Source organism: Pseudomonas sp. Choline-02u-1, from assembly GCF_002836515.1.
Classification (GTDB): domain Bacteria; phylum Pseudomonadota; class Gammaproteobacteria; order Pseudomonadales; family Pseudomonadaceae; genus Aquipseudomonas.
The window spans coordinates 190,213-215,671 of sequence record NZ_PJBC01000067.1 but is presented as its reverse complement, the minus strand read 5'-3'; the positions used below and the strand labels follow the sequence as shown (position 1 = coordinate 215,671).

General features: G+C 60.5%; 27 protein-coding genes. 14 read left to right on the top strand and 13 right to left on the bottom strand.

Translation table 11 applies throughout. The features are described 5' to 3' along the window. Positions 1–48: 48 nt before the first annotated feature. The 5 genes from CXF97_RS27315 (at position 49) to hcnC (ending at position 4,951) form a co-directional block, all read left to right on the top strand. Positions 49–978 (top strand): hypothetical protein, encoded by a 930-nt coding sequence (locus tag CXF97_RS27315; RefSeq protein ID WP_016775227.1) that lies wholly within the window; start codon positions 49–51, stop codon positions 976–978. Positions 979–1,200: 222 nt separating this feature from the next. Next, positions 1,201–1,740 carry a hypothetical protein gene (locus CXF97_RS27310; RefSeq protein WP_101162592.1) on the top strand — a complete coding sequence of 180 codons (540 nt, stop codon included), beginning with the start codon at positions 1,201–1,203 and terminating at the stop codon, positions 1,738–1,740. Positions 1,741–1,978: 238 nt separating this feature from the next. Next, complete coding sequence (locus CXF97_RS27305) at positions 1,979–2,293, top strand: (2Fe-2S)-binding protein (RefSeq protein WP_101162591.1); 315 nt, start codon at positions 1,979–1,981, stop codon at positions 2,291–2,293. After that, entirely contained in the window at positions 2,290–3,699 is a 1,410-nt protein-coding gene (hcnB, locus tag CXF97_RS27300) for a cyanide-forming glycine dehydrogenase subunit HcnB (protein ID WP_101162590.1), read from the top strand. Before CXF97_RS27305 ends, hcnB begins: the two co-directional genes overlap by 4 nt. Further along, positions 3,692–4,951 (top strand): cyanide-forming glycine dehydrogenase subunit HcnC, encoded by a 1,260-nt coding sequence (hcnC, locus tag CXF97_RS27295; protein WP_101162589.1) that lies wholly within the window; start codon positions 3,692–3,694, stop codon positions 4,949–4,951. Before hcnB ends, hcnC begins: the two co-directional genes overlap by 8 nt. A gap of 168 nt (positions 4,952–5,119) precedes the next feature. Here the strand turns inward: hcnC and CXF97_RS27290 are convergent, their stop codons facing one another. Beyond that, positions 5,120–6,928, bottom strand: coding sequence for a monovalent cation:proton antiporter-2 (CPA2) family protein (locus CXF97_RS27290; protein ID WP_101162588.1), 1,809 nt, complete (start codon positions 6,926–6,928; stop codon positions 5,120–5,122). 258 nt (positions 6,929–7,186) lie between these two features. Between CXF97_RS27290 and CXF97_RS27285 the strand changes: the two genes are divergently transcribed. Further along, positions 7,187–8,101: a LysR family transcriptional regulator gene (locus tag CXF97_RS27285; protein ID WP_101162587.1), complete on the top strand. Its 915-nt coding sequence runs from the start codon at positions 7,187–7,189 to the stop codon at positions 8,099–8,101. Here the strand turns inward: CXF97_RS27285 and CXF97_RS27280 are convergent. From CXF97_RS27280 to CXF97_RS27265, 4 genes are all read right to left on the bottom strand, one after another. Next, positions 8,091–8,861, bottom strand: coding sequence for a substrate-binding domain-containing protein (locus tag CXF97_RS27280; protein WP_101162586.1), 771 nt, complete (start codon positions 8,859–8,861; stop codon positions 8,091–8,093). The genes CXF97_RS27285 and CXF97_RS27280 overlap by 11 nt on opposite strands. Positions 8,862–8,874: 13 nt before the next feature. After that, complete coding sequence (locus CXF97_RS27275) at positions 8,875–10,167, bottom strand: MFS transporter (RefSeq protein WP_101162585.1); 1,293 nt, start codon at positions 10,165–10,167, stop codon at positions 8,875–8,877. Positions 10,168–10,391: 224 nt separating this feature from the next. Next, complete coding sequence (locus tag CXF97_RS27270) at positions 10,392–12,353, bottom strand: M48 family metallopeptidase (RefSeq protein ID WP_101162584.1); 1,962 nt, start codon at positions 12,351–12,353, stop codon at positions 10,392–10,394. A gap of 21 nt (positions 12,354–12,374) precedes the next feature. After that, positions 12,375–12,971 (bottom strand): LemA family protein, encoded by a 597-nt coding sequence (locus CXF97_RS27265; protein WP_178081245.1) that lies wholly within the window; start codon positions 12,969–12,971, stop codon positions 12,375–12,377. A gap of 199 nt (positions 12,972–13,170) precedes the next feature. Here CXF97_RS27265 and CXF97_RS27260 point away from each other — a divergent pair, with 199 nt between their 5' ends. Next, entirely contained in the window at positions 13,171–13,479 is a 309-nt protein-coding gene (locus CXF97_RS27260; protein WP_101162583.1) for an RcnB family protein, read from the top strand. 19 nt (positions 13,480–13,498) lie between these two features. Here the strand turns inward: CXF97_RS27260 and CXF97_RS27255 are convergent, their stop codons facing one another. Both CXF97_RS27255 and CXF97_RS27250 read right to left on the bottom strand, forming a co-directional pair. Beyond that, positions 13,499–13,810, bottom strand: a complete 312-nt coding sequence (locus tag CXF97_RS27255) for a protealysin inhibitor emfourin (protein WP_101162582.1) — start codon at positions 13,808–13,810, stop codon at positions 13,499–13,501. Positions 13,811–13,824: 14 nt separating this feature from the next. Further along, on the bottom strand, positions 13,825–14,871 hold the full coding sequence (locus CXF97_RS27250) for a M4 family metallopeptidase (protein WP_101162581.1): 1,047 nt from the start codon (positions 14,869–14,871) through the stop codon (positions 13,825–13,827). A 133-nt stretch (positions 14,872–15,004) separates the two neighbouring features. On the opposite strand from CXF97_RS27250, the gene CXF97_RS27245 reads away from it, so the two are divergent. After that, positions 15,005–15,343 (top strand): FKBP-type peptidyl-prolyl cis-trans isomerase, encoded by a 339-nt coding sequence (locus CXF97_RS27245; protein WP_101162705.1) that lies wholly within the window; start codon positions 15,005–15,007, stop codon positions 15,341–15,343. Between the two features lie 62 nt (positions 15,344–15,405). Here the strand turns inward: CXF97_RS27245 and CXF97_RS27240 are convergent, their stop codons facing one another. From CXF97_RS27240 to ftrA, 3 genes are all read right to left on the bottom strand, one after another. Then, the gene (locus tag CXF97_RS27240; protein WP_101162580.1) at positions 15,406–15,741 is read right to left on the bottom strand and encodes a hypothetical protein; all 336 of its coding nucleotides are present in this window, start codon (positions 15,739–15,741) and stop codon (positions 15,406–15,408) included. After that, complete coding sequence (locus CXF97_RS27235) at positions 15,738–16,976, bottom strand: S-type pyocin domain-containing protein (RefSeq protein ID WP_101162579.1); 1,239 nt, start codon at positions 16,974–16,976, stop codon at positions 15,738–15,740. Before CXF97_RS27235 ends, CXF97_RS27240 begins: the two co-directional genes overlap by 4 nt. Positions 16,977–17,123: 147 nt before the next feature. Further along, positions 17,124–18,080, bottom strand: a complete 957-nt coding sequence (gene ftrA / locus CXF97_RS27230) for a transcriptional regulator FtrA (protein ID WP_101162578.1) — start codon at positions 18,078–18,080, stop codon at positions 17,124–17,126. Positions 18,081–18,181: 101 nt separating this feature from the next. On the opposite strand from ftrA, the gene CXF97_RS27225 reads away from it, so the two are divergent. Further along, positions 18,182–18,610, top strand: coding sequence for a rhodanese-like domain-containing protein (locus CXF97_RS27225; protein WP_101162577.1), 429 nt, complete (start codon positions 18,182–18,184; stop codon positions 18,608–18,610). Between the two features lie 98 nt (positions 18,611–18,708). On the opposite strand, the gene CXF97_RS28135 is transcribed toward CXF97_RS27225, so the two are convergent. Next, complete coding sequence (locus CXF97_RS28135) at positions 18,709–18,918, bottom strand: hypothetical protein (RefSeq protein ID WP_157830937.1); 210 nt, start codon at positions 18,916–18,918, stop codon at positions 18,709–18,711. Between the two features lie 26 nt (positions 18,919–18,944). Between CXF97_RS28135 and CXF97_RS27220 the strand changes: the two genes are divergently transcribed. From CXF97_RS27220 to CXF97_RS27210, 3 genes are all read left to right on the top strand, one after another. Further along, on the top strand, positions 18,945–19,724 hold the full coding sequence (locus CXF97_RS27220) for an ABC transporter substrate-binding protein (RefSeq protein ID WP_101162576.1): 780 nt from the start codon (positions 18,945–18,947) through the stop codon (positions 19,722–19,724). 140 nt (positions 19,725–19,864) lie between these two features. Further along, positions 19,865–20,977 (top strand): succinylglutamate desuccinylase/aspartoacylase family protein, encoded by a 1,113-nt coding sequence (locus CXF97_RS27215; RefSeq protein ID WP_101162575.1) that lies wholly within the window; start codon positions 19,865–19,867, stop codon positions 20,975–20,977. A 181-nt stretch (positions 20,978–21,158) separates the two neighbouring features. After that, positions 21,159–21,875 (top strand): alpha/beta hydrolase, encoded by a 717-nt coding sequence (locus CXF97_RS27210; RefSeq protein WP_101162574.1) that lies wholly within the window; start codon positions 21,159–21,161, stop codon positions 21,873–21,875. Here CXF97_RS27210 and CXF97_RS27205 read toward each other — a convergent pair. Together CXF97_RS27205 and CXF97_RS27200 are read right to left on the bottom strand one after the other, a co-directional pair. Further along, on the bottom strand, positions 21,865–22,422 hold the full coding sequence (locus tag CXF97_RS27205) for a hypothetical protein (protein ID WP_101162573.1): 558 nt from the start codon (positions 22,420–22,422) through the stop codon (positions 21,865–21,867). The two genes, CXF97_RS27210 and CXF97_RS27205, sit on opposite strands and share 11 nt — an antisense overlap. 84 nt (positions 22,423–22,506) lie before the next feature. After that, a complete protein-coding gene (locus tag CXF97_RS27200; RefSeq protein WP_101162572.1) occupies positions 22,507–23,280 on the bottom strand; it encodes a hypothetical protein in 774 nt (257 codons plus the stop codon). 146 nt (positions 23,281–23,426) lie between these two features. On the opposite strand from CXF97_RS27200, the gene CXF97_RS27195 reads away from it, so the two are divergent. Next, the gene (locus tag CXF97_RS27195) at positions 23,427–23,963 is read left to right on the top strand and encodes a chalcone isomerase family protein (protein ID WP_101162571.1); all 537 of its coding nucleotides are present in this window, start codon (positions 23,427–23,429) and stop codon (positions 23,961–23,963) included. A 117-nt stretch (positions 23,964–24,080) separates the two neighbouring features. Next, complete coding sequence (locus CXF97_RS27190; RefSeq protein WP_101162568.1) at positions 24,081–25,400, top strand: Nramp family divalent metal transporter; 1,320 nt, start codon at positions 24,081–24,083, stop codon at positions 25,398–25,400. Positions 25,401–25,459: the final 59 nt, after the last annotated feature.

Below are 25,459 nucleotides of genomic sequence, written 5' to 3'. Positions count from 1 at the left end.
CTCATGACGAGTTGTAACATCATTTTTCATGCCTGGAGCAGTACAACAATGAATAGATCCCCTGATGGCTATTATCCTGCCGTGGAAGAGTCGAGCAGCGTGTCGGGCGTGTCCTGGGGCGCGATCTTCGCAGGTGCTGCGGCGGCGGCCGCACTGTCGATGATTTTGGTACTGCTCGGGTTCGGCCTGGGCTTTTCGGCCGTTTCACCGTGGGCCGGAGAGGGCGTCAGCGCCAAGGGCCTGGGCATTTCGACGATTGTCTGGCTGGCGGTGACCCAGATCATTGCTTCCGGCATGGGCGGCTACATTGCCGGCCGTCTGCGCGTGAAGTGGGCGAACATGCACGGCGATGAAGTGTATTTTCGCGACACCGCCCACGGCTTCCTCGCCTGGTGCGTTGCCACTTTGGTAACCGCTGTGTTGGTGGTGGGTTCGGTCAGCAGTGTCGTCAGCGGCGGTGTGCAGGCCGGTGCCAATGTTGTCGGCGGTGCCGCCGGGGCGATGAGCCAGGCCGCCGGTTCTGCCGCAGCCAATACTGACAGCGATCAGTACGGCTACTTCGTCGACAGCCTGTTCCGTGATGATCGTCCTGCTGCCGTCAGTGACGACGCCGCACGCGGCACCGTGACCCGAATCTTCGCCCAGAGCCTGGCCAACGGTCAGCTCAGCGCCGAAGACCGTACCTACCTCGCGCAACTGGTATCGCAACGCACCAATCTGAGCCAGGCCGATGCCGAACGCCGTGTCGACGAGATTTACGCCAACACGCAGAAAGCCATCGCTGACGCCAAGCTGAAAGCCCAGCAAGCTGCAGACACCGCCGCCAAGGTCGCGGCCTACACCTCGCTGTGGATGTTCGTTGCGCTACTGGCCGGTGCGTTCTTCGCCAGCCTCGCAGCCACCTTTGGCGGTCGTCGTCGCGATGCGGTCGAGTACGTCGAAGTCGACACCTATACCACTACCACTCCGGTCCGTTAAAAAAGGAGAGTCACCATGCGCTCACTACTGTTGTTCTTCCTCGGCGTACCGATCCCGATCATCATCCTGATCGCTCTGTTCGTACACTGATTCCCTCTGAGGCAGGATGCCTCTGCCGCTTTCATCTTCGGGTGAAGCGGCTTTTTGCTTTTTAGCGAGCGCTGCAGCGAAAATCGCTTAGCGAAGCGGGCGGTCCGCTTTATCTGTTTAAGGATGAGTCAGTTGGACAAGAAGGAAATTAAACGCCAGGTCGGCGCAATGCTTGCTGCCGGACATTCCCGGGCCGAAACGTTCAAGGCCCTGGCGGGTGGCAAAGTGAAGGATAGAGTCTTAGCGACCTGGATCGGCGCACACCCGGATCCAGTCCTCAGAAAAAGGCATTCGGTCAAAGTCAATGTGCTGGTCACGCTGATCAGCATGATGGGGCTGCTTGGAACGATTGCCGGCCTGCTTCAGATCAATGACGGCGGCATCGCTATGGCACTGTTCATGGTGTTGATTATTGGCGTGATTCCGTTTTTGTTTGCGTGGGGGTTCTACAAGGGAATAGCGCTGGTTTACACGATCTATATCACGTTCACGATCAGCCAGATTCCGCGGGAATTTGTAGGTTTCAGCGAAGAACCCGTGTCGACTGTGCTCGGTGCACTCTTCATTCTGGCCATGGTGTTTTACGCGGCATGGGTCAAATCGCTGTTGTTCCCTGACCTTGCATTGGTCGGCGCAAAGAAGATCAAAGGCCAGTTCGTCTTCTCCGACTGATCGTTGCACGTCCCGCCATTTTCACTGGCCTGGGTCAATATTTTGCGCGGCTGTATCGCCTACCGTAATTGACCCAGGCCTTTGCTGAGGTATGAGCTACAGTGCTTCTCGCGCACCTTGTTGCGCTGACGAAGTATCCGCGTCGACGTTGAAAGCAGAGCCATGAAAACGTCGACGAGGCGTAGTGCAGCAAGGAGCTGTCACAACCTCAACTGAATCTTCACGGACGAACACCGTAATGAACTGCCTAGAAAGAACCTTCGATATCCAGCCCTTGGTGCAGGCGGACATGACCGTGCACATCAATGGCCAAGCGGTCAGCGCCGCCATCGGCGAAACCGTCCTCAGCGTCATCCAGTCCCTCGGCGTGCGCCAGATCGCACGCAATGATCACGACCAGATCAGCGGCGCCTACTGCGGCATGGGCGTGTGCCAGTGCTGTCTGGTAAAAATCGACGGTCGCCACAAGCGCCGCGCCTGCCAGACCGTGGTGCGCGACGGCATGCAGATTGAAACCCGAGTCAACCGCGTCGTCGGGCAGGAGGTCGTATGAGCCTGCAACCGATAATCGTCGGCGGCGGGCCGGCGGGTATGGCAGCGGCCACCGAACTGGCGCGCCACGGGGTGCGTTGCACTTTGCTCGAGGAGGCTTCGCGCCTCGGCGGCGTGGTCTATCGAGGGCCGTTGCGTGATGGGGTGCAAATGGATTATCTCGGCCCGCGCTATTGCGAAGCGCTGGACAAGTTGCACGGTGAGTTTCAGCAGCATTCGGCCCTGATCGACGTGCGTCTCAACCATCGCGTGGTCGGCGCCGAAGGCACCCGCGCGCTGGTGGTGCTCGATGGCGATGAGCAGCTGCACGAGATGGCTTATCCGCAAGTATTGCTGGCCGCCGGCTGCCATGAACGCAGCGTACCGTTTCCCGGCTGGACGTTGCCTGGCGTCATCCTGCTTGGCGGCCTTCAGCTGCAGATCAAGAGTGGCGTGGTCAAGCCGCAAGGGCCGGTGATCATCGCCGGCACCGGGCCGCTGCTGCCGCTGGTGGCGACCCAATTGCATGCCTCTGGCGTGCGCGTCGCTGGCGTTTACGAAGCTTGTGCGTTCGGCAAAATCGCCCGCGAGAGTCTGGCGTTGCTGAACAAGCCGCAGCTGTTTCTCGACGGCTTGAGCATGCTCGCTTATCTCAAATTGCATGGCATTGCGATGAACTACGGTTGGGGGGTGGTGGAGGCCCATGGTGAAGGCGAATTGAAAAGCGTCAGCGTCGCGCCGTATTCGTCGGCGTGGGAGGCGGATCTGTCGCGGGTCGAGCGTTTCGAAGCGCAGACGCTGGCGGTCGGTTACGGTTTTATTCCGCGCACGCAATTGAGCCAGCAGATGGGCCTTGATCACGGCTTCAGCGACGATGGCTACCTGCGTGCGCACGCCAATGTCTGGCAGCAAAGCAACGTGGCGCATGTGCATCTGGCCGGCGACATGGGCGGGATCCGCGGCGGCGAAGCGGCGATTCTCGCCGGCAAGATCGCCGCCACTTCGATCCTCCTGCAACGCGGTGTGCTCGACGCCGAACTGGCCCGGGTGCGCCGCGACCGTTACGCGAGCAAACTCAGAGCCATCGTGCGCTTTCGTGCGGCGGTGGATCGCTACACCGAGCGCGGTGTTGGCCAGACTGCTTTGCCCGCAGCCGACACAGTGATTTGCCGCTGCGAACACGCAACCCGCGCCGACATCGATCTGGCGCTGGAGCAGGGCGTGCAGGACATCGCCAGCCTGAAAATGCGTACTCGCGTGAGCATGGGCGATTGTCAGGGACGGATGTGTGTCGGCTATTGCAGCGACCGCCTGCGGCAGGCCACCGGACGCCAGGATGTCGGTTGGCTGCGCCCACGTTTCCCGATTGATCCAGTGCCTTTTTCCGCGTTTCAGTCCTTCGGTAAGGAGGGCGCTTGCCATGAGTAAGTTCTACGACGTGGTCATTGCCGGTGGCGGCGTGATCGGCGCGTCCTGCGCCTACCAATTGTCCAAACGCAAAAACCTCAAGGTGGCGCTGATCGATGCCAAACGCCCCGGCAACGCGACCCGCGCCTCGGCTGGTGGTTTATGGGCGATCGGCGAGTCGGTCGGCCTCGGCTGTGGGGTGATCTTCTTTCGCATGATGTCGGCCAATCGCAAGCGCGCAACCCAGGGTGCGGCGGTAGCGGTGGACGCGAGTACGCCGCACATCTTGCCGGAATCGTTTTTCGATTTTGCTTTGCAATCCAACGCGCTGTACCCGGCGTTGCACCGTGAGCTGAAAGACAATCACGGCATGGATTGCAAGTTCGAGAAGACCGGGCTGAAGTTCGTGATTTATGACGACGAAGACCGGCTCTACGCCGAGCACATCGTCGGCTGCATTGCGCATCTCGCCGATCAGGTGCGCTGGCTCGATCAGGCGGCGTTGCGCGCAGCGGAACCGAGTGTCAGCCATGAGGCGCAAGGGGCGCTGGAGTTTCTCTGCGATCATCAGGTCAGTCCGTTCCGCCTCGCTGATGCCTATCAGGAGGGCGCGCGGCAGAACGGGGTCGACATCTTCGTCAACACCAACGTCACTGGCGTGTTGCATCACGGCACACGCGTAACCGGCGTGCAGACGGCCGAGGCGGGGGTGTTTCATTGCAAGACGCTGATCAACGCCGCTGGTGCCTGGGCGGCGGACTTGAGCGAGTGGGCGACGGGGATTCGTATTCCGGTGAAACCGGTGAAAGGGCAGATTCTGCTCACCGAACGCATGCCGAAAATCCTCAACGGCTGCCTGACCACCAGCGATTGCTACGTGGCGCAAAAGGACAACGGCGAAATCCTCATCGGCAGCACCACCGAAGACAAAGGCTTCGACGTCACCACCACCTATCCGGAAATCGCCGGGCTGGTGCAGGGCGCGGTGCGCTGCTTGCCGGAGCTGGCGGACGTCAATCTGAAACGCACCTGGGCTGGACTGCGCCCGGGGTCGCCGGATGAATTGCCAATCCTCGGCCCGATGCGTGGGGTGGAAGGTTACCTGAATGCTTGCGGGCACTTCCGCACCGGGATCCTGACGTCGGCAATCACCGGTGTGTTGCTGGACAAACTGGTGAATGACGAGCCGCTGCCGCTCGATATCGCACCGTTTCTGGCGGATCGGTTTGCAGTTGCAGCCGTCGAGCCAGCATCCGCGGTGGAACTGGCCTGACCCTCTCCCACATGATCGTTCCCACGCTCTGCGTGGGAATGCCTCAAGGGACGCTCCGCGTTACAGCTCGGGAAGTGGAACGCGGAGCGTCCCGGGCTGTGTTACCACGCGGAGCGTGGGAACAATCAAGCAGGCTCGCTCCCACAGTTGGATCTGCGCAAGGCACGATCAGGACTTGCGGGCTTGTTCTTCGAGCTGATCGGATTCGAACAATTTGGCCAGTTCCGCCCGGGCTTCCTGGGCGGTCTGCAGGACTTTGGCGGCGTCATCGTAGACCGCGTGTTGCGCCTCCAGCACCTGTTCGTCGTGATGCTTGAAACGCTTGATCCTCGCATCGGCCTGGGCCTGCGTCAGACCGAGGCCGACCAGCGTGCGCCGGCTCATTTCCAGGCTCGAATAATAGGTCTCACGAATCGCTTCGGCGCCGACATCAACGAGGCGATGGACATGCTGGCGGTTGCGCGCGCGGGCGATGATTTTCATGTGCGGATAGAGCTTGTGCACCACTTCGGCAGTTTTGATGTTGGTCTCCGGATCGTCCGTGGCGATGACGAAATATTCCGCCTCGCCAACCTTCGCCGCATGCAGGATTTCCGGGCGCATCGGGTCGCCATAGAACACCGGCACACCGCCGAAGCTGCGTGACAGCTCGATGGTTTCCACCGAGGTGTCCAGCGCGACGAACTTGATGTTCTGCGCGCGCAGAATCCGCGCCACGATCTGACCCATCCGGCCCATGCCGGCAATCACCACGCGCGGCGCTTCGGTGTCGATCTCGCGGAATTTCTCCGGCACTTCCACCGGCTGCACTTTCGGGCTGACCAGGCGTGCGCAGATCAACAGCAACAACGGCGTCAACGCCATCGACAGGGTAATGGTCAGCACCAGCAAGTCGTACAGACGCGGCTCGAACAAGCCTTGATCGCGGCCGATCTTGAACACTACAAACGCAAATTCCCCGCCAGCAGCCAGAACGATGCCGAGGCGGATCGCGCTGATCTTGTTCAGCCCGCCCGCCAGGCGCCCGACGACAAACAGCAGCGGCAATTTCAGGCCGATCAGCAGCAGGGTCAGGCCTAACACGGTGCTCGGGCTACTCAACAACAAGCTGAGATTGGCGCCCATGCCGACGCTGATGAAAAACAACCCGAGCAGCAGGCCCTTGAACGGTTCGATCTGCGCTTCGAGTTCATGCCGGTATTCCGAATCCGCCAGCAGCAGACCGGCGAGAAAGGCCCCCAGCGCCATCGATACGCCGACCAGATCCATCAGCCACGCCGTGCCGATCACCACCAGCAATGCGGTGGCGGTGGACACTTCCGGCAGACCGGTTTTCGCCACCACGCGGAACACCGGACGCAGCAGATACCGCCCGCCGATCACCACCACGGCGATGCCGCCGAGCACCTGCAGGCTGTGACGAATATCGTCGGCGGTGCTGGTGTGATGATCGACGCCGGCGAGCATCGGCACCAGGGCAATCAACGGAATCGCGGCGATGTCCTGAAACAGCAGAATCGCAAAAGCCAGCCGCCCGTGAGGGCTGGTCAGCTCCTTGCGTTCGGCGAGGCTCTGCAGGCCAAACGCTGTAGATGAGAGCGCCAGCCCGAGGCCTAGCACAATGGCGCTGTTGAGCGGCTGGCCGAACACCGTCAGTGCCAGCACACCGATCACCGACGCGGTCAGCAGCACCTGCGCCAGACCGACGCCGAACACCGATTTGCGCATCACCCACAAGCGCCGCGGCGACAGTTCGAGGCCGATGATAAACAGCAGCAACACCACGCCCAGCTCGGAGATATGCGCAACGCTTTGCGGGTTGCCGATCAGGCCCAGCACCGATGGGCCGATGATCACCCCGGCAAACAGATAACCGAGCACAGCGCCCAGTTGCAGACGTTTGGCCAAAGGCACGGTGAGCACCGCCGCGAACAGAAACACGACAGCGGCTTGCAACAGATTGCCTTCATGGGGCATGGAACGACTCCTGACTACGGGTACAGCGGGGCGACAAGGATAAGGGTTGACCGGATGTCAGATCCACCAAAGATCCCCTGTAGGAGCTGCCGAGTGCAACGAGGCTGCGATCTTTTGATCTTGCTTTTACCTTCAGAGAATCAAGATCAAAAGATCGCAGCCTGCGGCAGCTCCTACAGGGTATTTCCGGTGCCGCTGTAATAATTTGCATCAACTGGTTACATTTATAACCCCTGCGCATCAATTTCCGGAAACGCCATGGCCATCAACTTCGATCTCAACGACTTGCAAGCCTTTCGCGCGGTGGTCGAGCAGGGCAGTTTCCGCAAGGCTGCCGATACCGTGCGCCTGTCGCAGCCAGCGCTGAGCCGGCGCATTGAAAAGCTCGAAGACGCACTCGGAGTCAAACTGTTCGAACGCACCACGCGCAAGGTCAGCCTGACCCAGGCCGGGCGCGGCTTCATGCCCAGCGTCGAGCGCTTGCTGGATGATCTCGACATCGCTTTGCTCGGCATCAGCGAAGTGGCCTCGACCCGCTTGGGCCATGTCACCGTCGCCTGCGTGCCCTCGGCGGCGTACTACTTCATGCCCCGCGTGGTCGCGCGCTATCACCAGCAGTTTCCGCGGATCAAAGTCAAAGTCCTCGATTCCAGTGCGCACGATGTATTGAGTGCAGTGGTCAACGGCGAGGCGGATTTCGGATTGAGTTTTCTCGGCACGCAGGATGCCAAAGTCGAGTTCGAACCGCTTGTGCAGGAGTGCTACGTTGTAGCCTGCCGCCGCGATCATCCACTGGCCGGGCGCAGCAGCGTCAGCTGGGCCGAGTTCTATCAGCAGGATTACATCGCGCTGGACAAGACTTCCGGCAATCGCTTTCTGCTCGATCAGGCCTTGGGTGGGGTGGTGCCGCAACGTCAGAGCATCTGCGAGACGCGCCATGTAACGACGATGATCGGGCTGGTAGAGGCGGGTTTGGGCGTGGCGGCGGTACCGTTGATGGCGATGCCCGGGCCGGATCATCCGATCCTGACGCGGGTGCCGCTGACCGAGCCGCAGGTGATGCGCAGTGTTGGCATCATCAAACGCCGGGATCGCACGCTGACCCCGGCGGCATTGGAACTGGAGCGGCTGATCGTGGAAATGCGCGTCCAGCCGCCAACGATCAGCGCTTGACCGAATCCAGCCCGGTGGCCTGCACGTCAGCCTGAGCGGCGGGTGCAGCGAGGTAGGCGAGCAGGGCTTTGGCCTCTTCTGGATGTTCGGCCTTGACCGGAATGCCAGCGGCAAAACGCGTCACCGACTGTACCGATTCCGGAATCTTCGCGACGAAGCTCACGCCCGGCACCGGCAGCAATTCACTGACCTGCTGGAAGCCCAGCTGATAGTCGCCAGTGGCAACCACCGAACCGACCGGGATCCTGGCAATCATCTTCGCTTTCGGTTTCAGCTGATCTTCGATGCCGATTTTCTTGAACAGCTGCTGCTCGATGTACACGCCACTGGCGCTGTCGGAGTAGGCCACCGATTGCGCATCGAGCAGGGTGTTCTTCAGGCCGTCGACGCTGCTGATGTCCGGTTTCACCGCGCCTTCGCGCACCACCATGCCGATCCGCGAATCCGCCAATTCAACGCGGGACGCCGGGTCGACCTTGCCTTGTTTGATCAGCTCATCGAGGGCGTAGCCGACCATGATCACCACATCGGCGTGCTCACCGCGCGCCAGACGATTGGGGATCGCTTCCGGCGCCTTGCCCATCGACGGGCCGAGACTGGTGGTCAGGGTGTTGCCAGTGGTGGCCGCGAATTTCGGCCCGAGGATCTTGTAGGCAGCAGTGAAACCACCCGACGTCATCACGCTGAGTTCTTCGGCCTGGGCCGCGAAATTGAAGGCGAGACCGGCGAGCAGGGCGGTGACAGTAAAGAGTCTTTTCATGGCGAGTTTTTCCTCAGGCCGCGACAGGTTGCAGACGACCACCGGCACGGCGGTACAGATAAAGCGTGGCGCACAGCGCGCACAGGGCACCGATGCTCATCCAGTAACCTGGCGCGGCTTTGTCGCCGGTGTACTGGATCAGGAAGGTCGACATTGCCGGGGTGAAACCGCCGAAGATCGCCGTGGCCAGGCTGTAGGCCAGGGAGAAACCGGCAACGCGCACTTCAACCGGCATGATTTCGGTCAGCGCCGGAATCATCGCGCCGTTGTACAAGCCATAGATGAAGGACAGCCACAGCAGCGACAGCAGCATGTTGGTGAAGCTTGGCGCCTGTACCAGGAACGACAGCGCCGGATAAGTCGTGGCCAGCGCCAGCAAGGCCATACCGATCAGTACCGGACGACGGCCGATACGGTCGGACAATGCACCTCCAATCGGCAGCCAGAAGAAGTTCGATACGCCCACCAGCAGGGTCACCAGCAACGCGTCGGAAGTGCTCAGGTGCAGCACGGTTTTACCGAAGGTCGGCGCATAAACGGTGATCAGGTAGAACGCGGTGGTAGTCAGCGCGACCATCAGCATCCCGCCAAGTACCACGCCCCAGTTCTGGCCCAGCGTTCGGAACACTTCGCGCATGCTTGGACGGTGTTTGCGCGCGGTGAACTCTTCGGTTTCCGCCAAGTTACGACGCAGGAAGAAGATGAACGGGACGATCATGCAACCGACGAAAAACGGAATGCGCCAGCCCCACGCGGCCACGGCTTGCGGCTCCATCCACTGATTCAGACCGTAGCCCAGTGCAGCCGCGACAATGATCGCCACTTGTTGACTGGCCGACTGCCAAGCGGTCAAAAAGCCTTTGCGACCCGGCGTGGCGATCTCGGACAGATACACCGAAACACCACCGAGTTCCGCACCGGCGGAGAAGCCTTGGAGCAACCGGCCGATCAGCACCAGCGCGGGAGCGAACAGGCCAATGGTTTCGTATCCGGGCACGAGCACAATCAATATCGTGCCGCTGGCCATGATCGACAGGGTGACGATCAGGCCTTTGCGACGGCCGACATCATCGATGTACGCGCCGAGCACGATGGCGCCCAACGGGCGCATCAGGAAGCCTGCGCCAAATACGGCGAAAGTCATCATCAATGAGGCGAACTCGCTGCTCGCCGGGAAGAACACCGCCGCGATCTGCGTGGCGTAGAAGCCGAACAGAAAGAAGTCGAACTGTTCGAGGAAGTTGCCCGAGGTCACCCGGAAGATGGCACCGGCCCGCGAGCCGTTGGTAGGGATTGAGGCTGTCATAGAAAAGTACTCCACCGCTTTTATGACGTGCGCTACGCAGAAGCGGCGCACGGTTTTTATTGAGGTGGATGGTGGCGCAGATGTAACAATCTGTTAATTGCATTATTGGCATGGATTGATGCGTTGGGCGGATCAATGGCTTCAGTGCTTGGCGCCTTTGTGGGAGCGGGCCTGCTCACGATAGCTGTGTGTCAGGCGCCAGTGCTGTCGGATTATCAGTCGGTCTAAGCCGTAGCCGCCACGGCACCCTGTTCGCGAGTAACTTCCGTTGCGCCGTTATCAACCTGCACCGGGATACTCAAAAACGGCGGTAGCGGACAATCGAGCAGGTCGGCAACCGCCCGGAACAGCTCCGCCTCGGCCACGGTGATCACGCCGTCGTGCATTACGCAGCGAGTCATCGCATCGAGCAGGGCGGGGCGCTCTTCCGGCATGAGATGGCGCAGACGATTGAGCGCGGTTTCCAGGCCGATCAGCTCTTCGAGATCCTTGCGTATCTCTTGCGGCTGTTCGAAGGCAAGCCCCTGCCAGGCGGATTGCAGTGCCTGTGCGGCCGCCGCTTGATCGTTTTGTCCGGCACGGGCCAGCGCGCTCAGCAGCGCCAACAATTCTTCGGCACACTGGAACAGGCCAAACTTGAACTGCACCGGTGCCGCGCCCAGCACATTGCGCTCGACGATGCGCAACAGCGTCCATTCAAGCAGTTCGGTTTCGTTGTCGGCTTCAATCAGCGCGATCAGGTTGGCATCGACTCTGGCGAAACTTTTGCCGAGCTGTTGCAGGCTCGGCGTTGCCAGATCGAGCAACGGCAAACGCAGCCCGGGCTGCAGCGATAACAGCGGATTTTGCAGCAGCTCCAGTTGCTCGAATACCGCATCGTCGACGCTCCCTCTCAGTGTATCGAGCTGCATGCCCAGTACAGGCGCCGAGCGTGACAACAACAACCCGTAGACGATCGCTTGGGCGCCGTCGACGCTGCGCGCAGCCTCTCTGAGAACCTGCGGAATATCGCCGAGCACACGGCGCGCCTCAATCAAATGCTCTGCCTGCGGCGCGCCGATCGCCGCAACGGACGCCTGTGCCGCACTCAGGTCGTACAGCGCCGCCATGGCGGCAGCCGGAACACCGCCAAATGCATCCGATATCGGCAGGTCGGGTTTGGCCTGCAGTTCCACCGCAGGCGCGGCGATTTTCACGAAGCTGCCATCCCATTGCGCATCAACCCGGCGTATCCGCTCGCTCAAATCCGGATGCGAGGCCATCAGGTCGAACGAAGACGTGCCCGAACCGAAATACAAATGGCTGAATTCGGCAGCACGCGCGGCATTGAGTGTTGCGCCCAATTCATAGCCGCCGATTTTCTTCAGGGCACCGGCGATGCTTTGCGGGTTGCGCGTGTATTGCACAGCCGTCGCATCAGCGAGGAACTCGCGCTGCCGCCCGATCGCTGCCTTGATCAGGTTGCCGAAATACGACCCGGCAAATCCTGCAACGCACAGGACAAAACCGACCAGCGCGCTGAATGCGACAAATTTGTTGCGGCGCGCGGCTTCTTTGCCCACCGCGTCGGTGCCACGCAGGATGTAACTTCCAGTCAGCCCGAGCACGAGGATGCCGTGGACGATTGCGATCAACCGCGTGTTGAGGCGCATGTCGCCGTTGTAGATGTGGCTGAACTCATGGGCAATGACGCCTTGCAACTCCTCGCGCGTCAGCAGGTTGATCGCGCCCTGAGTCACGCCGATCACCGCGTTTTGCGGTGTCATACCTGCGGCGAAAGCGTTGATGCCCAGCTCCGGCAACAGATAGACGGGGGGAACGGCCGTGCCTGAGGCGATCGCCATCTCTTCCACAACGTTGAGCAGGCGCTGCTCTTCCAGGGTTTGCGCGTTATGGTTGATCAGCCGGCCGTTGAGGCCACGGGCAATGACTTTGCCGCCGGCCGACAGCTCGGAATGTTTCGCCGTGCTGCCCAGCAGCACGACGCTGATCACCACCGCTGACACATATCCGATCAGCTCCCAGCTCATCTCCAGATCGAAGAGAACATTGCCGTCGCCATCCTCCACAGGAATGGTCATCAGCACGCAGGAAACGGCTATCAGACTCAGGACGGCCAATCCCATCAAAACGATAAGCAGCAGGGTGCGACGCTTGGCCTGGCGCTGTTGTTGGAAAAAATTCATGGTGCCATCCGTTGGCTGGGGTCAGAACGAAACCTGTGGTGCTTGCTGAATCGCGGCGCTGTCGGCGAACGTCAGCACCGAGGCATCGGCAGCATGGCCGAAAAGCGGCGCGAACAGCGCAGCCGGAAAACTCTGCTTGAGGGTGTTGTAGGTCATCACCGCATCGTTGTAAGCCTGGCGAGCAAAACTGACCTTATTCTCGGTGCTGCTCAGCTCCTCGCTCAATTGCTGCATGTTCTGCGAAGCCTTGAGATCCGGATAGGCTTCGACCGTCACGTTCAAACGGCCCATCGCAGTGCTGAGCGCGGTGTCCGCCTGCCCGAGCTGGACGATGTTCTGCGCATTGCCCGGCTGCGCCTGAGCTGCCTGCAGGCCTGCAACCGCGTTGTTGCGCGCGGCAATTACCGCTTCCAGCGTCTCGCGCTCGTGGGCCATGTAGCCTTTGGCAGTTGCCACCAGGTTGGGGATCAGGTCGTAGCGACGCTTGAGTTGTACCTCGAGTTGCGCAAAGGCATTGCTGATCTGATTGCGGCGGGCAACGAGCCGATTGAAGAGCTGGATGGCGTAAAGGGCGAGGAGGCCGGCGACGACCAAAAGGATGATGAGAGTGGTGTTCACGGTGATGTCCTTATTCACACGGTTGAAAGGGGCGCGGCATCTTAGCGCAATACAGGGGTCGTGTGGCAGCAGGCCACCTTTTGCCACAGGCCAGGTCGGCAGCGTCAAGCTGTCCGCCTGCCCCGCGAGAAAAACAAGGAATGTTTCCCGCGCCGCGCAGTCGGAGTTCAGGTACTACTCATCTGAAAGAGGTTCACCGATGAACAGCAAAACCCTAATCGCCAGCCTGGCCCTCGTTGCGGGCATTGCCGGGATCACGCCCATTGTTCAAGCGGCGCAAACCTCCACCGACCCCTCAGTGCAATCGCCGACCAGCGACCGCCAACTGAAGGTCAACGACCGCGCACCGGAAATGTATCAGCGCGAAGACAAGGCGCTGAAAAACTGGAAAGCCAAAGGCCTGAAAGCACCGATCGAACAGGCGCAGTGGGTGCAGATCAACGACAAATACGTGATGGTGATGATCACAAACGGCACGATTGTCGAGATGCAGCCGGTTGAGAAATAGCTGATACAGCGGGGAGCTTCTATACAAGCTCCCCCTTGTCCCACAGATTCACCAGCTCCCCAGGCGCCCGGTCCTCTGGCACCTTCAACACCATTTCCCCGGACTGATAGCGCACTTCAATCTGGTAGAAACGCTGATCCCCACGGCCCGATTCGCTGCTGTCCAGTGGCAGGCAACCTTCGAGCACCGAGCAGATCCTTGAGCGCTGATTGATATCGCATTGCGCGAATTCGATTTCCCGTGGGCGGCTCAGGCTGTGAATCGCTGCAACGCCACCCTGGCGAGATACGCGCAAAACGGAATCTTTATCCAGCTCGGGTAGCGTTTTCATACGGTCTCCTCGGATTATTCGATACCGACTTGCGCCCAGGCTTGCTGCACGGTGTCGGCTGCTTCGGCGCCAAAGCGCTGGCCGGCGTGGTCGACGGTCAGTTTTGCGAACGCGTCGAACGTTGCCTCCTGGCTCAAGCGGTTGTCGCACAGCGTGTCGTACCAGATTCGTCCGGCCTTTTCCCACGCGAAGCCGCCAAACGCTCGGGCTGCCAGGTAAAACGCGCGGTTGGGAATGCCGGAATTGATGTGCACACCGCCATTGTCTTCGCTGGTGAGGACGAACTTGCGCATATGGTCCGGTTGCGGATCTTTGCCCAGCAACGGGTCGTCATATGCTGTGCCAGGGTGCGACATCGAGCGCAGGCCCTTGCCCTGAATCTTCGGCATCAGCAGGTCGGCGCCGATCAACCAGTCGGCCTGCTCGGCGGTTTGCCCGAGGGTGTACTGCTTGGCCAAGATGCCGAAGACATCCGACAGCGACTCGTTCAGCGCGCCGGACTGATTGGCATAAATCAGCCCGGCCTCGCTCTCGGTGACACCGTGGGCCAGTTCATGGCCGATGACATCGAGCGAGCGGGTGAAGCGCTGGAAGATTTCGCCATCGCCGTCACCGAAGACCATCTGCGCGCCGTTCCAGAATGCGTTCTCATAACCCTGGCCATAATGCACGCTGCCGATCAGGGCAAATCCCTGATTGTCGATCGAGTCGCGACCGAGCACTTTCCAGAAGAAATCATAGCTGGCGCCCAGCGCATCGTAAGCCTCGTCGACCGCCGGATCCCCCGATGCCGGCTGGCCCTCGAGGCGCACCGGCATGCCCGGCAAGAGCATTTTGTTCTGTGCATCGTGCACGCTGCGCCGGGCCAGGCCAGGCTTGCTCGCCTCCGGCAGAATCGCCCGCGCCGGCGGCTGCGAAGGGCGGCCGGGGTTGGGCAACAGGCTGCGCACATGATTGAGTGTCTGCATCGCGGCACTGCGCTGCGGTTCCGAACCGTGGGCAATGATGCGGTTGAGGATGTAGGGCGGGATGAAACTGCGCAGCAATCGGGAGTCGGTCATCAAAGCATCCTTGTCGTCATACGATGTCGATACACATGTGAGCGGCAACGCGTGTTTTCGGTTCCATGGATTGCCATCGTCGACGGATTCTGCGAAAAACGCCGTCCGCGAACACCTCGACAGAGCCTACGACATGACAGACGAACTGCAAACCATCGACCTGCAACCCGGCGACGGCAAAGCCGCAGTCAAAGGCGCGCTGATCACCACCCAATACACTGGCTGGCTGGAAGACGGCACGGAATTCGACTCGTCCTGGAGCCGCGGCAAACCGTTTCAGTGCGTGATCGGCACTGGCCGAGTGATCAAAGGCTGGGATCAGGGCCTGATGGGCATGCAGGTCGGCGGCAAACGCAAATTGCTGGTGCCGGCGCGTCTGGGGTACGGCGAGCGGACCATGGGCAAGATCCCGCCGAATTCGAATCTGCTGTTTGAAATTGAGTTGTTGGAGGTTTTGACGCGCGAGGATTGAGGTCTGAGGAACGTGCGTCTGGATGAAGCAACCCTCATCCAAACGCTTTCAACTTCGGATGCTCAGGTGAACATCTCTATATCGTCCATTGTGTCCTCAATGACGCCCTGCAACGAGGGCATCCGACCCCTTAAGTTTTCGAGCGCCGGCAAAACGGTTTCGGTATTCAGTCTTCCATGTCGACGAGCGATATGGCCCAGGGCGGTGATGGCAGAGGCAGCAATCGCTTCGGTTTCGCTGGAGAGGTACTTGGCGCAGATTTCCTCTGCCCAACTGCCATCGGGTTCATTCAAGCCAATGGAGATCAGTGCGCAAATGACATCCTCCTGAGCGCCGCTGGTCAGTAATCGTACGGATTCATCATGATCTATTGACGGGTCTTGGTAGGTGAGGCTCACTTTCTTGCTCCCAGAATATTGCCCTTGCTGTCTACTTTCCTGGCTTTGATCAATGCGTTTTTCATGTCTTGATGAAGCTTATCCCATGGCCTTACGTGTCCGTGGTAGACCTCACCACCAGTGCGATCAAAAACGACCAACTCATTGGCATCGGGATCCACTCCAATCCTGCGCGTAGATGTCGGCTTTACCTGAACCGAACTCTCCAAAGCCTTCTGCCCATTCGAAGGGCCCTTGCTCTTGTGGGGAGTGTCTTTTTTTCCATGGTAACTGGCAGCGTCGAACTCAAGTGCCAAGACAATGTAAAGGGGCTTTATTCCCGAGCCAGCCGGAAAGACCAGAATAAAGTCCTGATATTCAGGCGGGTAAACCGGATTGACGATGATTTTGTCCGCCTGCTCGGTCGGCGGGTATATCCAGATGTGTGGAACCTGCGGCGCACCCTCCAACGGCGGAATTGCCGATCCGCCTGATGAGTCTACAGAGGGAGTCCAGAGTAGGGTCGACCCATTGCCAAAATCTGCGACGTACGAGGCGCCTTGCTTGACGAACTGGACGACAGGAATCATTTCCCAATCGCTGCGCGTTTGAGTGTTGTATCCGTATCCTTTCAACGTCCCATCGGGCTGCTGTTCTACATGCAATCGAACCCGAGTCCGGGCTGTCTCGAGCGACTGTAGTTGCTCTTCTGTGTAGAGAGCACTATCGGCGAGACTCGATGGCCACAGCAGCGCAACCAACCCGAGCAACCCGCCTGCGACGACACCGCCGGCGGCCAGGCTTGTGGTACTTGCGGCGGCAGTGCTGGTGCTCAGACTGCCAGAGCTGCCGAGAGCAAAAGCTCCGATCGACGCTTGCAAACTGGTCGCGCCAATTGTCTTGAGTGCAATATTCCCGGCCGAGTCGCGTTCACGCCCCCCTAGCAAGGACAGCGTTCCATAATCCGAAATTTTCCCGACCGGTATAAATCCGGATGGATTGGCATCATTGATAACACCGTTCGGCAGCTTGCAACTTTTCACAAACACACAGCCGCTTATATTTTGCTGTCGCGGTATGACCTGGTTGCCAAGACGATGTTCGTGAGCCTGCTGCCGCGCCAGCATGTCTTCATAAGCGGCATGCGCGGCCTCGCGCGCAGCAAGTTCGCTGGCAGTCATGTAGCGGCTGGTGATGTGGTGTCCGTCTCCCTCTGGCGGGTTCTGGACCCGGGGGATGTCTTTCTTGCGAGCCATGAGCGTCCTTGTCCGCTGTTTAAAAACGAAGCGAACGCTAAAGCTACGAAGGAGTGATGGATGTAGGACGCGTCTGAAAGTGTTGCGGTTGTCAGGACTGCAAAAAGATCAAATCCATGGCCAGAGAGGTCAACAAATCGCCTTACCCTACCGCCCAAACCGCTCCCGATAAACCGACGGCGGCACGCCCACCACACTGCGGAACGCCGCTCGAAAACTCTCCACCGAGCGATAGCCGCAGCGCTGGGCGATCTGCTCGGTGTGTTGGTGAGTGCTTTCGAGCAATTCTCGCGCCCGCGCCAGGCGTTCATGTTGCAGCCACGCCTTGGGCGTTTGCCCGCTGGCTTCGGCGAAGCGCCGCAAAAAGGTGCGCTCGCTCATCGCCGCTTCACTGGCCAGATCGCCGACTTCCAGTGGTTCGTGCAGGCGTTCGCGGGCCCATTGCATGACGCGCGACAGGTCGCTGCGTGGGGTCGGGCTGACCGGCGTTGGGATGAATTGGGCCTGGCCGCCGGTGCGTTGCGGCGACATGACCAGGCGCCGCGCGACGGCGTTGGCAACCTGCGTGCCGAAGTCGCGGGTTACCAGATGCAGGCAGGCGTCGATGCCGGCGGCGCTTCCGGCGGAGGTGATCAGTTGACCGGCGTCGACGTAGAGCACGTCCGGATCGACCTCGATGGCCGGGAAGCGTTGCGCCAGTTCGCTGGTGTAGCGCCAGTGGGTGGTGGCCCGGTGACCGTCGAGCAAGCCGCTGGCAGCGAGGACGAATACGCCCGAGCAGATCGACAGCAACCGCGCGCCTCGGGCATGGGCCTGACGCAACGCGTCGATCAGCGCTGGCGGTATTTGGGCGTTGCGATCGCGCCAGCCGGGAATGACGATGGTGCGCGCTTCGCTGAGCAGTTCCACACCGCCATCGGCTAACACTTGAATCCCGCCCATGGCGCGCATCGGGCCTTGATCGACTGCGGCAATCGCATGCTCGTACCAAGGGAAATCGAACTCCGGTCGGGCCAGGCCAAAGATCTCCACGGCAATGCCGAACTCGAACGTGCAGAGGCCATCGTAGGCGAGAATGGCGACGAGATTGGGCTGAGTGAGCATTTGGCGGAAAACTCCCGGTCGGTGTCTTGCGCGCCACTGTAGCGACAAGCGCCGGCTCGATAAAGTCTGTTCATACCCCACAGACAAAGGAGCAACACTGCATGACCAGCCTGGTTCGCGAAATCCCTGCCGCCCCCTCGGCGATTGCGCTGATGCATTTCAGCAATCGTCTGACCTTCGAAACTGATTGCTCCGACGTGTTCAGCAGCCACGAGGCCGGGGAGGTCGATTTTGTTCTGGTGGACGTGCGCGGCCCATTGGCGTTCGAACGCGGCCATGTGCCCGGTGCGATCAACATCCCGACACGCTTGCTCACGGCGGAACTCTTGGCCGATTACCCGAAAAACACCGTGTTCGTGGTCTATTGCGCCGGGCCGCATTGCAACGGTGCGAACAAGGCGGCGGTGAAGCTGGCGGCGCTGGGTTATCCGGTGAAAGAGATGATCGGCGGCGTCACCGGATGGCTCGATGAAGGTTTCGAACTGAGCGCGGCGTCAGTCGCCAATACACCTGTCGCCTGCGAATGCTGACGTTTCTATAGGAGCTGCCGGAGGCTGCGATCTTTTGAACTTGATCTCAAAAAAACAAGATCAAAAGATCGCAGCCTGCGGCAGCTCCTACAGTGGAATCAGCGTTTCTTGCTCTGAAAACAGTCTTGTCCTGCAGCCTTCGCACCACCACGGCGCACGCGCTGAGCCTCGTCAATGCGTGCGCCGATGTTCTGTAAGTATTTGTCGCTTAAAAACAATTGCCCCTGTGCGCGTCGCCATAGACTGCCGGCCACTTCGGTTTTTGCTGTTAGAACGCCATGACCGAATGCTGACTCGAAAGCTGCCAATAAAAGCCTCCGCACGGGAGTAATAAATGAAAAAGCTAGTGATGTTCGGTGCCCTGGCACTGTCGATGTTGTCCCTGACCGCTGTGGCTGAAGACGCCAAGCCGATCCGCATCGGTATCGAAGCCGGGTACCCGCCATTCTCGATGAAAACCCCTGACGGCAAACTCACTGGTTTTGACGTGGACATCGGCGATGCACTGTGTGCGCAGATGAAAGTTAAATGCACGTGGGTCGAGCAAGAGTTCGACGGTCTGATCCCGGCACTGAAAGTGAAGAAGATCGACGCGATCCTGTCGTCGATGACCATCACCGACGACCGCAAGAAAAACGTCGATTTCACCATCAAGTACTACCACACCCCGGCACGCTTCGTGATGAAGCAAGGCTCGGGCGTCAAAGACCCGCTGACTGAACTCAAGGGCAAGAAAGTCGGCGTGCTGCGCGCCAGTACTCACGACCGTTACGCGACCGAAGTGCTGGTTCCGGCCGGAATCGAACTGGTGCGCTACGGCTCGCAGCAGGAAGCCAACCTCGACATGGTGTCCGGGCGTATCGACGCGATGCTGGCCGACTCGGTCAACCTCAGCGACGGTTTCCTGAAAACCGACGCCGGCAAAGGCTTCGAATTCGTCGGCCCGACGTACGAAGACGCCAAGTACTTCGGCGGCGGCGCTGGCATTGCCGTGCGCAAGGGCGATACCGCACTGGCTGAGCAATTCAACAAAGCCATCACTGAAATCCGCGCCAATGGCGAGTACAAGAAAGTCCAGGACAAGTACTTCGACTTTGACGTATACGGCCATTAATACGCCGTGAGAAAAAGTGGCCTCGTTTGCGCGGTGGCCACTTTTTTTATGCTTTCTTTCTACTGATAGAGATCCATTGTGGGAGCGGGCTTGCCCGCTTCCACAGGGGATCTGTGTGATGCAGATATGAGGAGTTAACCATGCAACGCATCGACCACGTTCTGCCCTGGAGCCATTTGGGCAGTGAGCGCTCCCTCAGCGTGTTCCGCTATGGCGCCGGCAGCCGCAAGGTGTATATCCAGGCCAGCCTGCACGCCGATGAACTGCCGGGCATGCGCACCGCGTGGGAACTCAAGCTGCGCCTGAGCGAACTGGAGCAGCAGGGCCGCTTGCAGGGCGTCATCGAGTTGGTGCCGGTGGCCAATCCGATTGGCCTGGATCAGCATCTGCAAGGCAATCACATGGGCCGCTTCGAACTGGGCAGCGGCAAGAATTTCAACCGCGCATTCGTCGAACTCAGCGCCCCGGTCGCGGCGCTGGTTGGCGAGCGTCTGGGCGCGGATGCCGAGGCCAACGTCGCGCTGATCCGCCAAGCCATGGCTCAGGTCTTCGAAGAATTGCCAGCGCCGGCATCGCAACTGGAAGCCTTGCACCGCTTGTTGCTGCGCCACGCCTGCGACGCCGACATCACCCTCGACTTGCACTGCGACTTCGACGCTGCGATTCACCTCTACGCGCTGCCGCAACACTGGCCGCAATGGCAATCGCTGGCGGCGCGGTTGCAGGCCGGCGTCGCGTTGCTCTGCGAGGATTCCGGCGGTAGCTCGTTCGATGAGTCCTGCTCGACACCGTGGCTGCGTCTGGCCAAAGCATTCCCGGACGCGGCGATTCCGGCGGCGAATCTGGCGACGACGCTGGAGCTGGGCAGCATGGGCGACACCCGCGTCGATCAGGCTCAGGCCAACTGCGAAGCGATTCTGGGTTTTCTCGCCGAGCAGGGTTTCATCAGCGGCGACTGGCCGGCGGCGCCGAGCGAATGTTGTGAAGGTCTGCCGTTTGAAGGCACTGAATACCTGTTCGCCCCGCACCATGGCGTGGTCAGTTTCTTGCGCAATGCCGGCGAGTGGGTAGAGCAGGGTGATGCGTTGTTCGAGGTTGTTGACCCGTTGCAGGATCGCGTGACCACCGTGCGCGCCGGCACCAGCGGGGTGCTGTTCGCGATTGATCGCGGGCGCTATACCGAGCCGGGGATCTGGCAGGCGAAAGTGGCGGGGAGGGTGCCGTTTCGTACCGGCAAGCTGACGAACGACTGACAGGTTGCGGTGAAGGTGCGGGCCTCTTCGCGAGCAGGCTCGCTCCCACAGGGGGAACGCATTTCAACGGTGGGAGCGAGCCTGCTCGCGAAAGGGCCATCAGCCACGCCACAAAATTTGGATCCTCAGCCGAGAATGTTAGGCTCCCCCGCGAACCCGACACTCTGTGAAGGAGCGCTCCATGCTGAAATTGTTCGCCCTGCTGACCCTGCTCGCATCCACCGCCGTCCATGCGCAAACCACCCTGCAATCCGACCTGCCGCTCAAATACCTCGAACAGGTCCACGCCGACGCAGAACCACGTCCGCTGGTGATTTTCCTGCACGGCTATGGCAGTAACGAGGCCGATCTCATCGGCATGAAATTTCAGCTGCCGGTGCAGTACAACTACCTGTCGGTGCGCGCGCCGATGACGTTGGATGAAGGACGTTACCAGTGGTTTCGCAAGAAAGGCGAAGGCGCCTACAACGGCGAGACAGATGATCTGAAGGTCAGCGGTCAGAAGCTGCGGGACTTTATCGCCCAGGCCGCGAGGAAATATCACGCCGCGCCGGACAAGGTGTACCTGATCGGCTTCAGCCAGGGCGCGATGATGAGCTACGAAGTGGGCCTGCGCGCGCCAGCAGCCGTGGGCGGATTCGCTGCGTTGAGCGGGCGCTTGTTGCCGGTGCTCAAGGCCGAACTCAAGCCCGGGCAAGCGCCGTTGCCGCTGAGCATTTTTATCGGCCACGGCACCGCCGATGATCCGGTGCCTTACCGTCACGGAACCGAGGCCAATGCGCTATTGCAAAAGCTCGATTACAAACCCGAGTTTCATGCTTATCCGGGCGTCGGCCACAGCATCAGCGCGGCCGAACTGCGCGATCTGAATGGCTGGCTGCAGCGGCTCAATCCTTGACGATGGCTTTGACCAGAGCATCGTGAGCCTTCTTGTCGCTGGCGCGGGAGATCACCTGCACCAGCGCCATCTTCGTCCCGGAGCCGGCCAGCAATGTGGTGTTGAGCGTCTGGCCACCACCCTGAGTGGCCGTACTGTCAACCTGACGCAAACCCAGGCCGGTGCCTTTCTGGGTCAGGCTTTTTTCGCTGAGCTTGTTGAAGTCCGGCAGGGCCTTGCGCTGATCGTCGATGAAACTCGACACGCTGGCGTCAAGAAACTCACCGTCGTTGTCCTTGACGTTCTGTCCTTCGGGGATCTGGTTTTCGGCGGCGATGACCACGGTCCTGGTGGCCTGGTTGGTGTACATCGTGCCCTTGGCGCCGCTTGGGCTGGCGGGCAGCGGGTCGGCAACGAAGCCTTTGGGCAGGACGAAGGCAAACTTGCCGTCGAGCAGCGAGACCTTCTCGGTTTTGACTTTTTCCTTGGCGGCGTGCGCGTTGATCGCGGCAAAACCGGCGACGGCCGCCAACATCAGGATGACGGCTTTTTTGCTCAACAATGACATCTGAATCTCCGGGAATGGGTCGCGCGAGGCGGGCGATCATCCCACGGAGCGTACCGGGCGTTCCAGCGCGATTCGTCCGGGCGTTTATTGCGCTTGCGCCTTCGCCGCTGGCCGCGCCAGCAGACGCCGGGTCACGCCGAGCATCGCTACCGACACCGCTACGCCCACCACGAAGCCGCTCAGGCCCATGCTCGGCAGCGTCAAGGCTGACACCAGGCAGAACGCTGAGAACGAATACATGCCGGTCGCCGTTGCGCGCAGTAACGCAGCGGTAAACGCCGGGCCTCGCGTTTGTTGCGAAAACACCGCCATGACGCTGCCAAGTACGGGGAACACCGCGAGCAGGCCGCTCCAGCGCTCCCCGACGGTGCTGGCGAGCATCGTCACCACCAGTGTCAGCGCAGCGCCGGCAATCATCCGCCAAATCAGTTTGTCCGACTTCGGCGCTCGCCCGTTCAACGCCGGCTGCACCTCGGGAAACAGGTACGGCGATGCAAGCAGCGCCACCGCCGCGGCAATTACCGAAAACGGCAAGGATGCCGGGATCACCGACAACACCGCTGCCAGCACGCCCCAAACCGCCAGCGAAACCGTCAGTGCCCACGGCCAATCGGCGCGTTGCGCGACCTGCGCATAGGTGACGCAGAAGGCGATCATCGCGAACATTGCTGACAGCGCCGCCACCGCAGATTGCGCGGCAAACTGCGGGCCTTGTTCGACCGCGAGAAAAAACAGAATGGGCCCGACCACGACCGGCAATCCCGACAACCACCCAGCCACGCTCGGGCCCCAACGTTTGCCCGCCAGAGAAATCAGCAGGAGAAAACCGGGAATCAGCAGCAGTTTGAGGATCAGCACGCGGGTCTCTCCGTTGGGTCAGGGTGGGTACGTTAGCACTGCGCTTGGGAGATTGCTGCCTATGTGTGCAAAGTTTGTATACAAAATTTCAAGCATGAATCCGGCTATGCTTCGAACATTCAGAGCGTGGCGCAGAGGATACGGCGATGAGCAGAACACCCAAACTTGTCCGTGGCTGCTGTGGCATCGGCTTGTGGGCGCTGTTGCTCACGCCGACATGGGCCAATTGGCAAGACGCCGTGCCCGGTGCGCAAATCATCGGCAGCGGCGATTTCAGCGTGTTCGGCTTCGATGTTTACAGCGCTCGTTTGTGGAGTGCCGCACGACCTCTCGCGGACGGCCAGCCTTTTGCGCTGGAGCTGATCTATCGCCGCGCGATCTCGCGCGACGATCTGGTCAGCACCAGCGTCGACGAGATCAAGCGCCTGGCCGGCCCCAGCGTCAGCCCGGCACAACTGGCCAATTGGCAGGTGCAGATGCAGCAGTCGTTTATCGACGTGCAGGCCGGCACGCGCATAACCGGCGTATATCTGCCGGGGCAGGGCGCGCGGTTTTTTGTCGGGCAGAAATTGCAACATGAGATCGAGGATCCGCAGTTTGCCAAGGCGTTTTTCGATATCTGGCTGGATCCGCGAACACGCAGTCCCGAGTTGCGCGAGCAGTTGTTGGGGGCGAGTCAATAAGATCAGCAGATCGCGTTCCAAATGCAGGAGCTGCTGCAGGCTGCGATCTTTGCTCTTCAAGGCTTCTGGCGAAACGTCTAAGCTGCCGGGTTCCCGTTTTTGTTTCTGGATGTGTGCGTGAAATTCAGTTTGCCCAAAATCGCCACCGCGCCGTTTTGCCCGCCGGAAGTGGCCGGCAGTGTCGCGGTCGATCCGACTGCGTCGTTCTTCAAACGCGTGCTGCGTTTTGCCGGTCCCGGTTTGCTGGTGTCGATCGGCTACATGGATCCGGGCAACTGGGCCACTGCGATCGAGGCCGGTTCGCGTTTTGGCTACAGCCTGTTGTTCGTGGTGTTGCTGGCGAGTCTGGCCGGCATGGTCGTGCAGTGCCTGTGCTCGCGGCTGGGCATCGCCACTGGTCGCGATCTGGCGCAGTTGTCCCGCGAGCGCTACAGCACGCCGACCGCACGCCTGCAATGGGGGCTGGCGGAAATTTCGATCATCGCCACCGACCTCGCCGAAGTGCTTGGCTGTGCATTGGCGTTTCACTTGCTGCTCGGGTGTTCGCTGACGTTCGGCATTGCCTTGACGGCGTTCGACACTCTCCTCGTATTGGCCCTGCAAAACCGTGGCTTCCGCCGCCTGGAAGCGATCATGCTGGTGCTGGTCGCGACCATCGGTGTGTGTTTCTTCGTCGAGTTATTGTTGATCAAGCCGTACTGGCCGGACGTGGCGCAGGGCTTCAAACCTTCGCTGTCGGCCATTGGCGATGCTGCGCCGTTGTATCTGGCGATTGGCATCCTCGGCGCCACGGTGATGCCGCATAACCTTTATCTGCACACCTCGATCGTGCAGACGCGGATGATCGGCAAGGACTTGGCGAGCAAGCAGGACGCAGTGAAGCTGGCGCGCATCGATACGATCGGGTCGCTGGCCCTGGCGCTGCTGGTCAACGCGGCAATTCTGATTCTCGCAGCGGCAGCGTTCCACCAGTCCGGGCACACCGATGTGGTCGACATTCAGGACGCCTATCACCTGCTCGATCCGCTGGTTGGCGGTGCGCTGGCAAGCGTGCTGTTTGGCGTAGCGCTGCTCGCGTCCGGGCAAAGTTCCACATTCACCGGGACCATCGCCGGGCAGGTGATCATGGAGGGCTATCTGAATCTGCGGATCCCGTGCTGGCAGCGACGCCTGATCACCCGCGGCCTGGCGCTGATTCCCGCGTTCATTGGCGTTTGGCTGCTCGGTGATGGCGCGATTGGCAAGTTGCTGGTGTTGAGCCAGGTCGTGCTCAGCCTGCAACTGCCGTTCGCCTTGTATCCGTTGATCCGCATGACCAACGACCGGCAATTGATGGGGCCGTTCGTCAATCGCTGGCCGACCCGGGTGCTGGCCTGGGGGCTGTTTGTGCTGATCAGCGGGGCGAATTGCTGGCTGATATTGCAGTGGGCAGTTTGATAGCCGGTGTGCGGTGATCAGCTCGCCCTTGGAGGGAAGCTCGCTCCCACAGTTTTCGC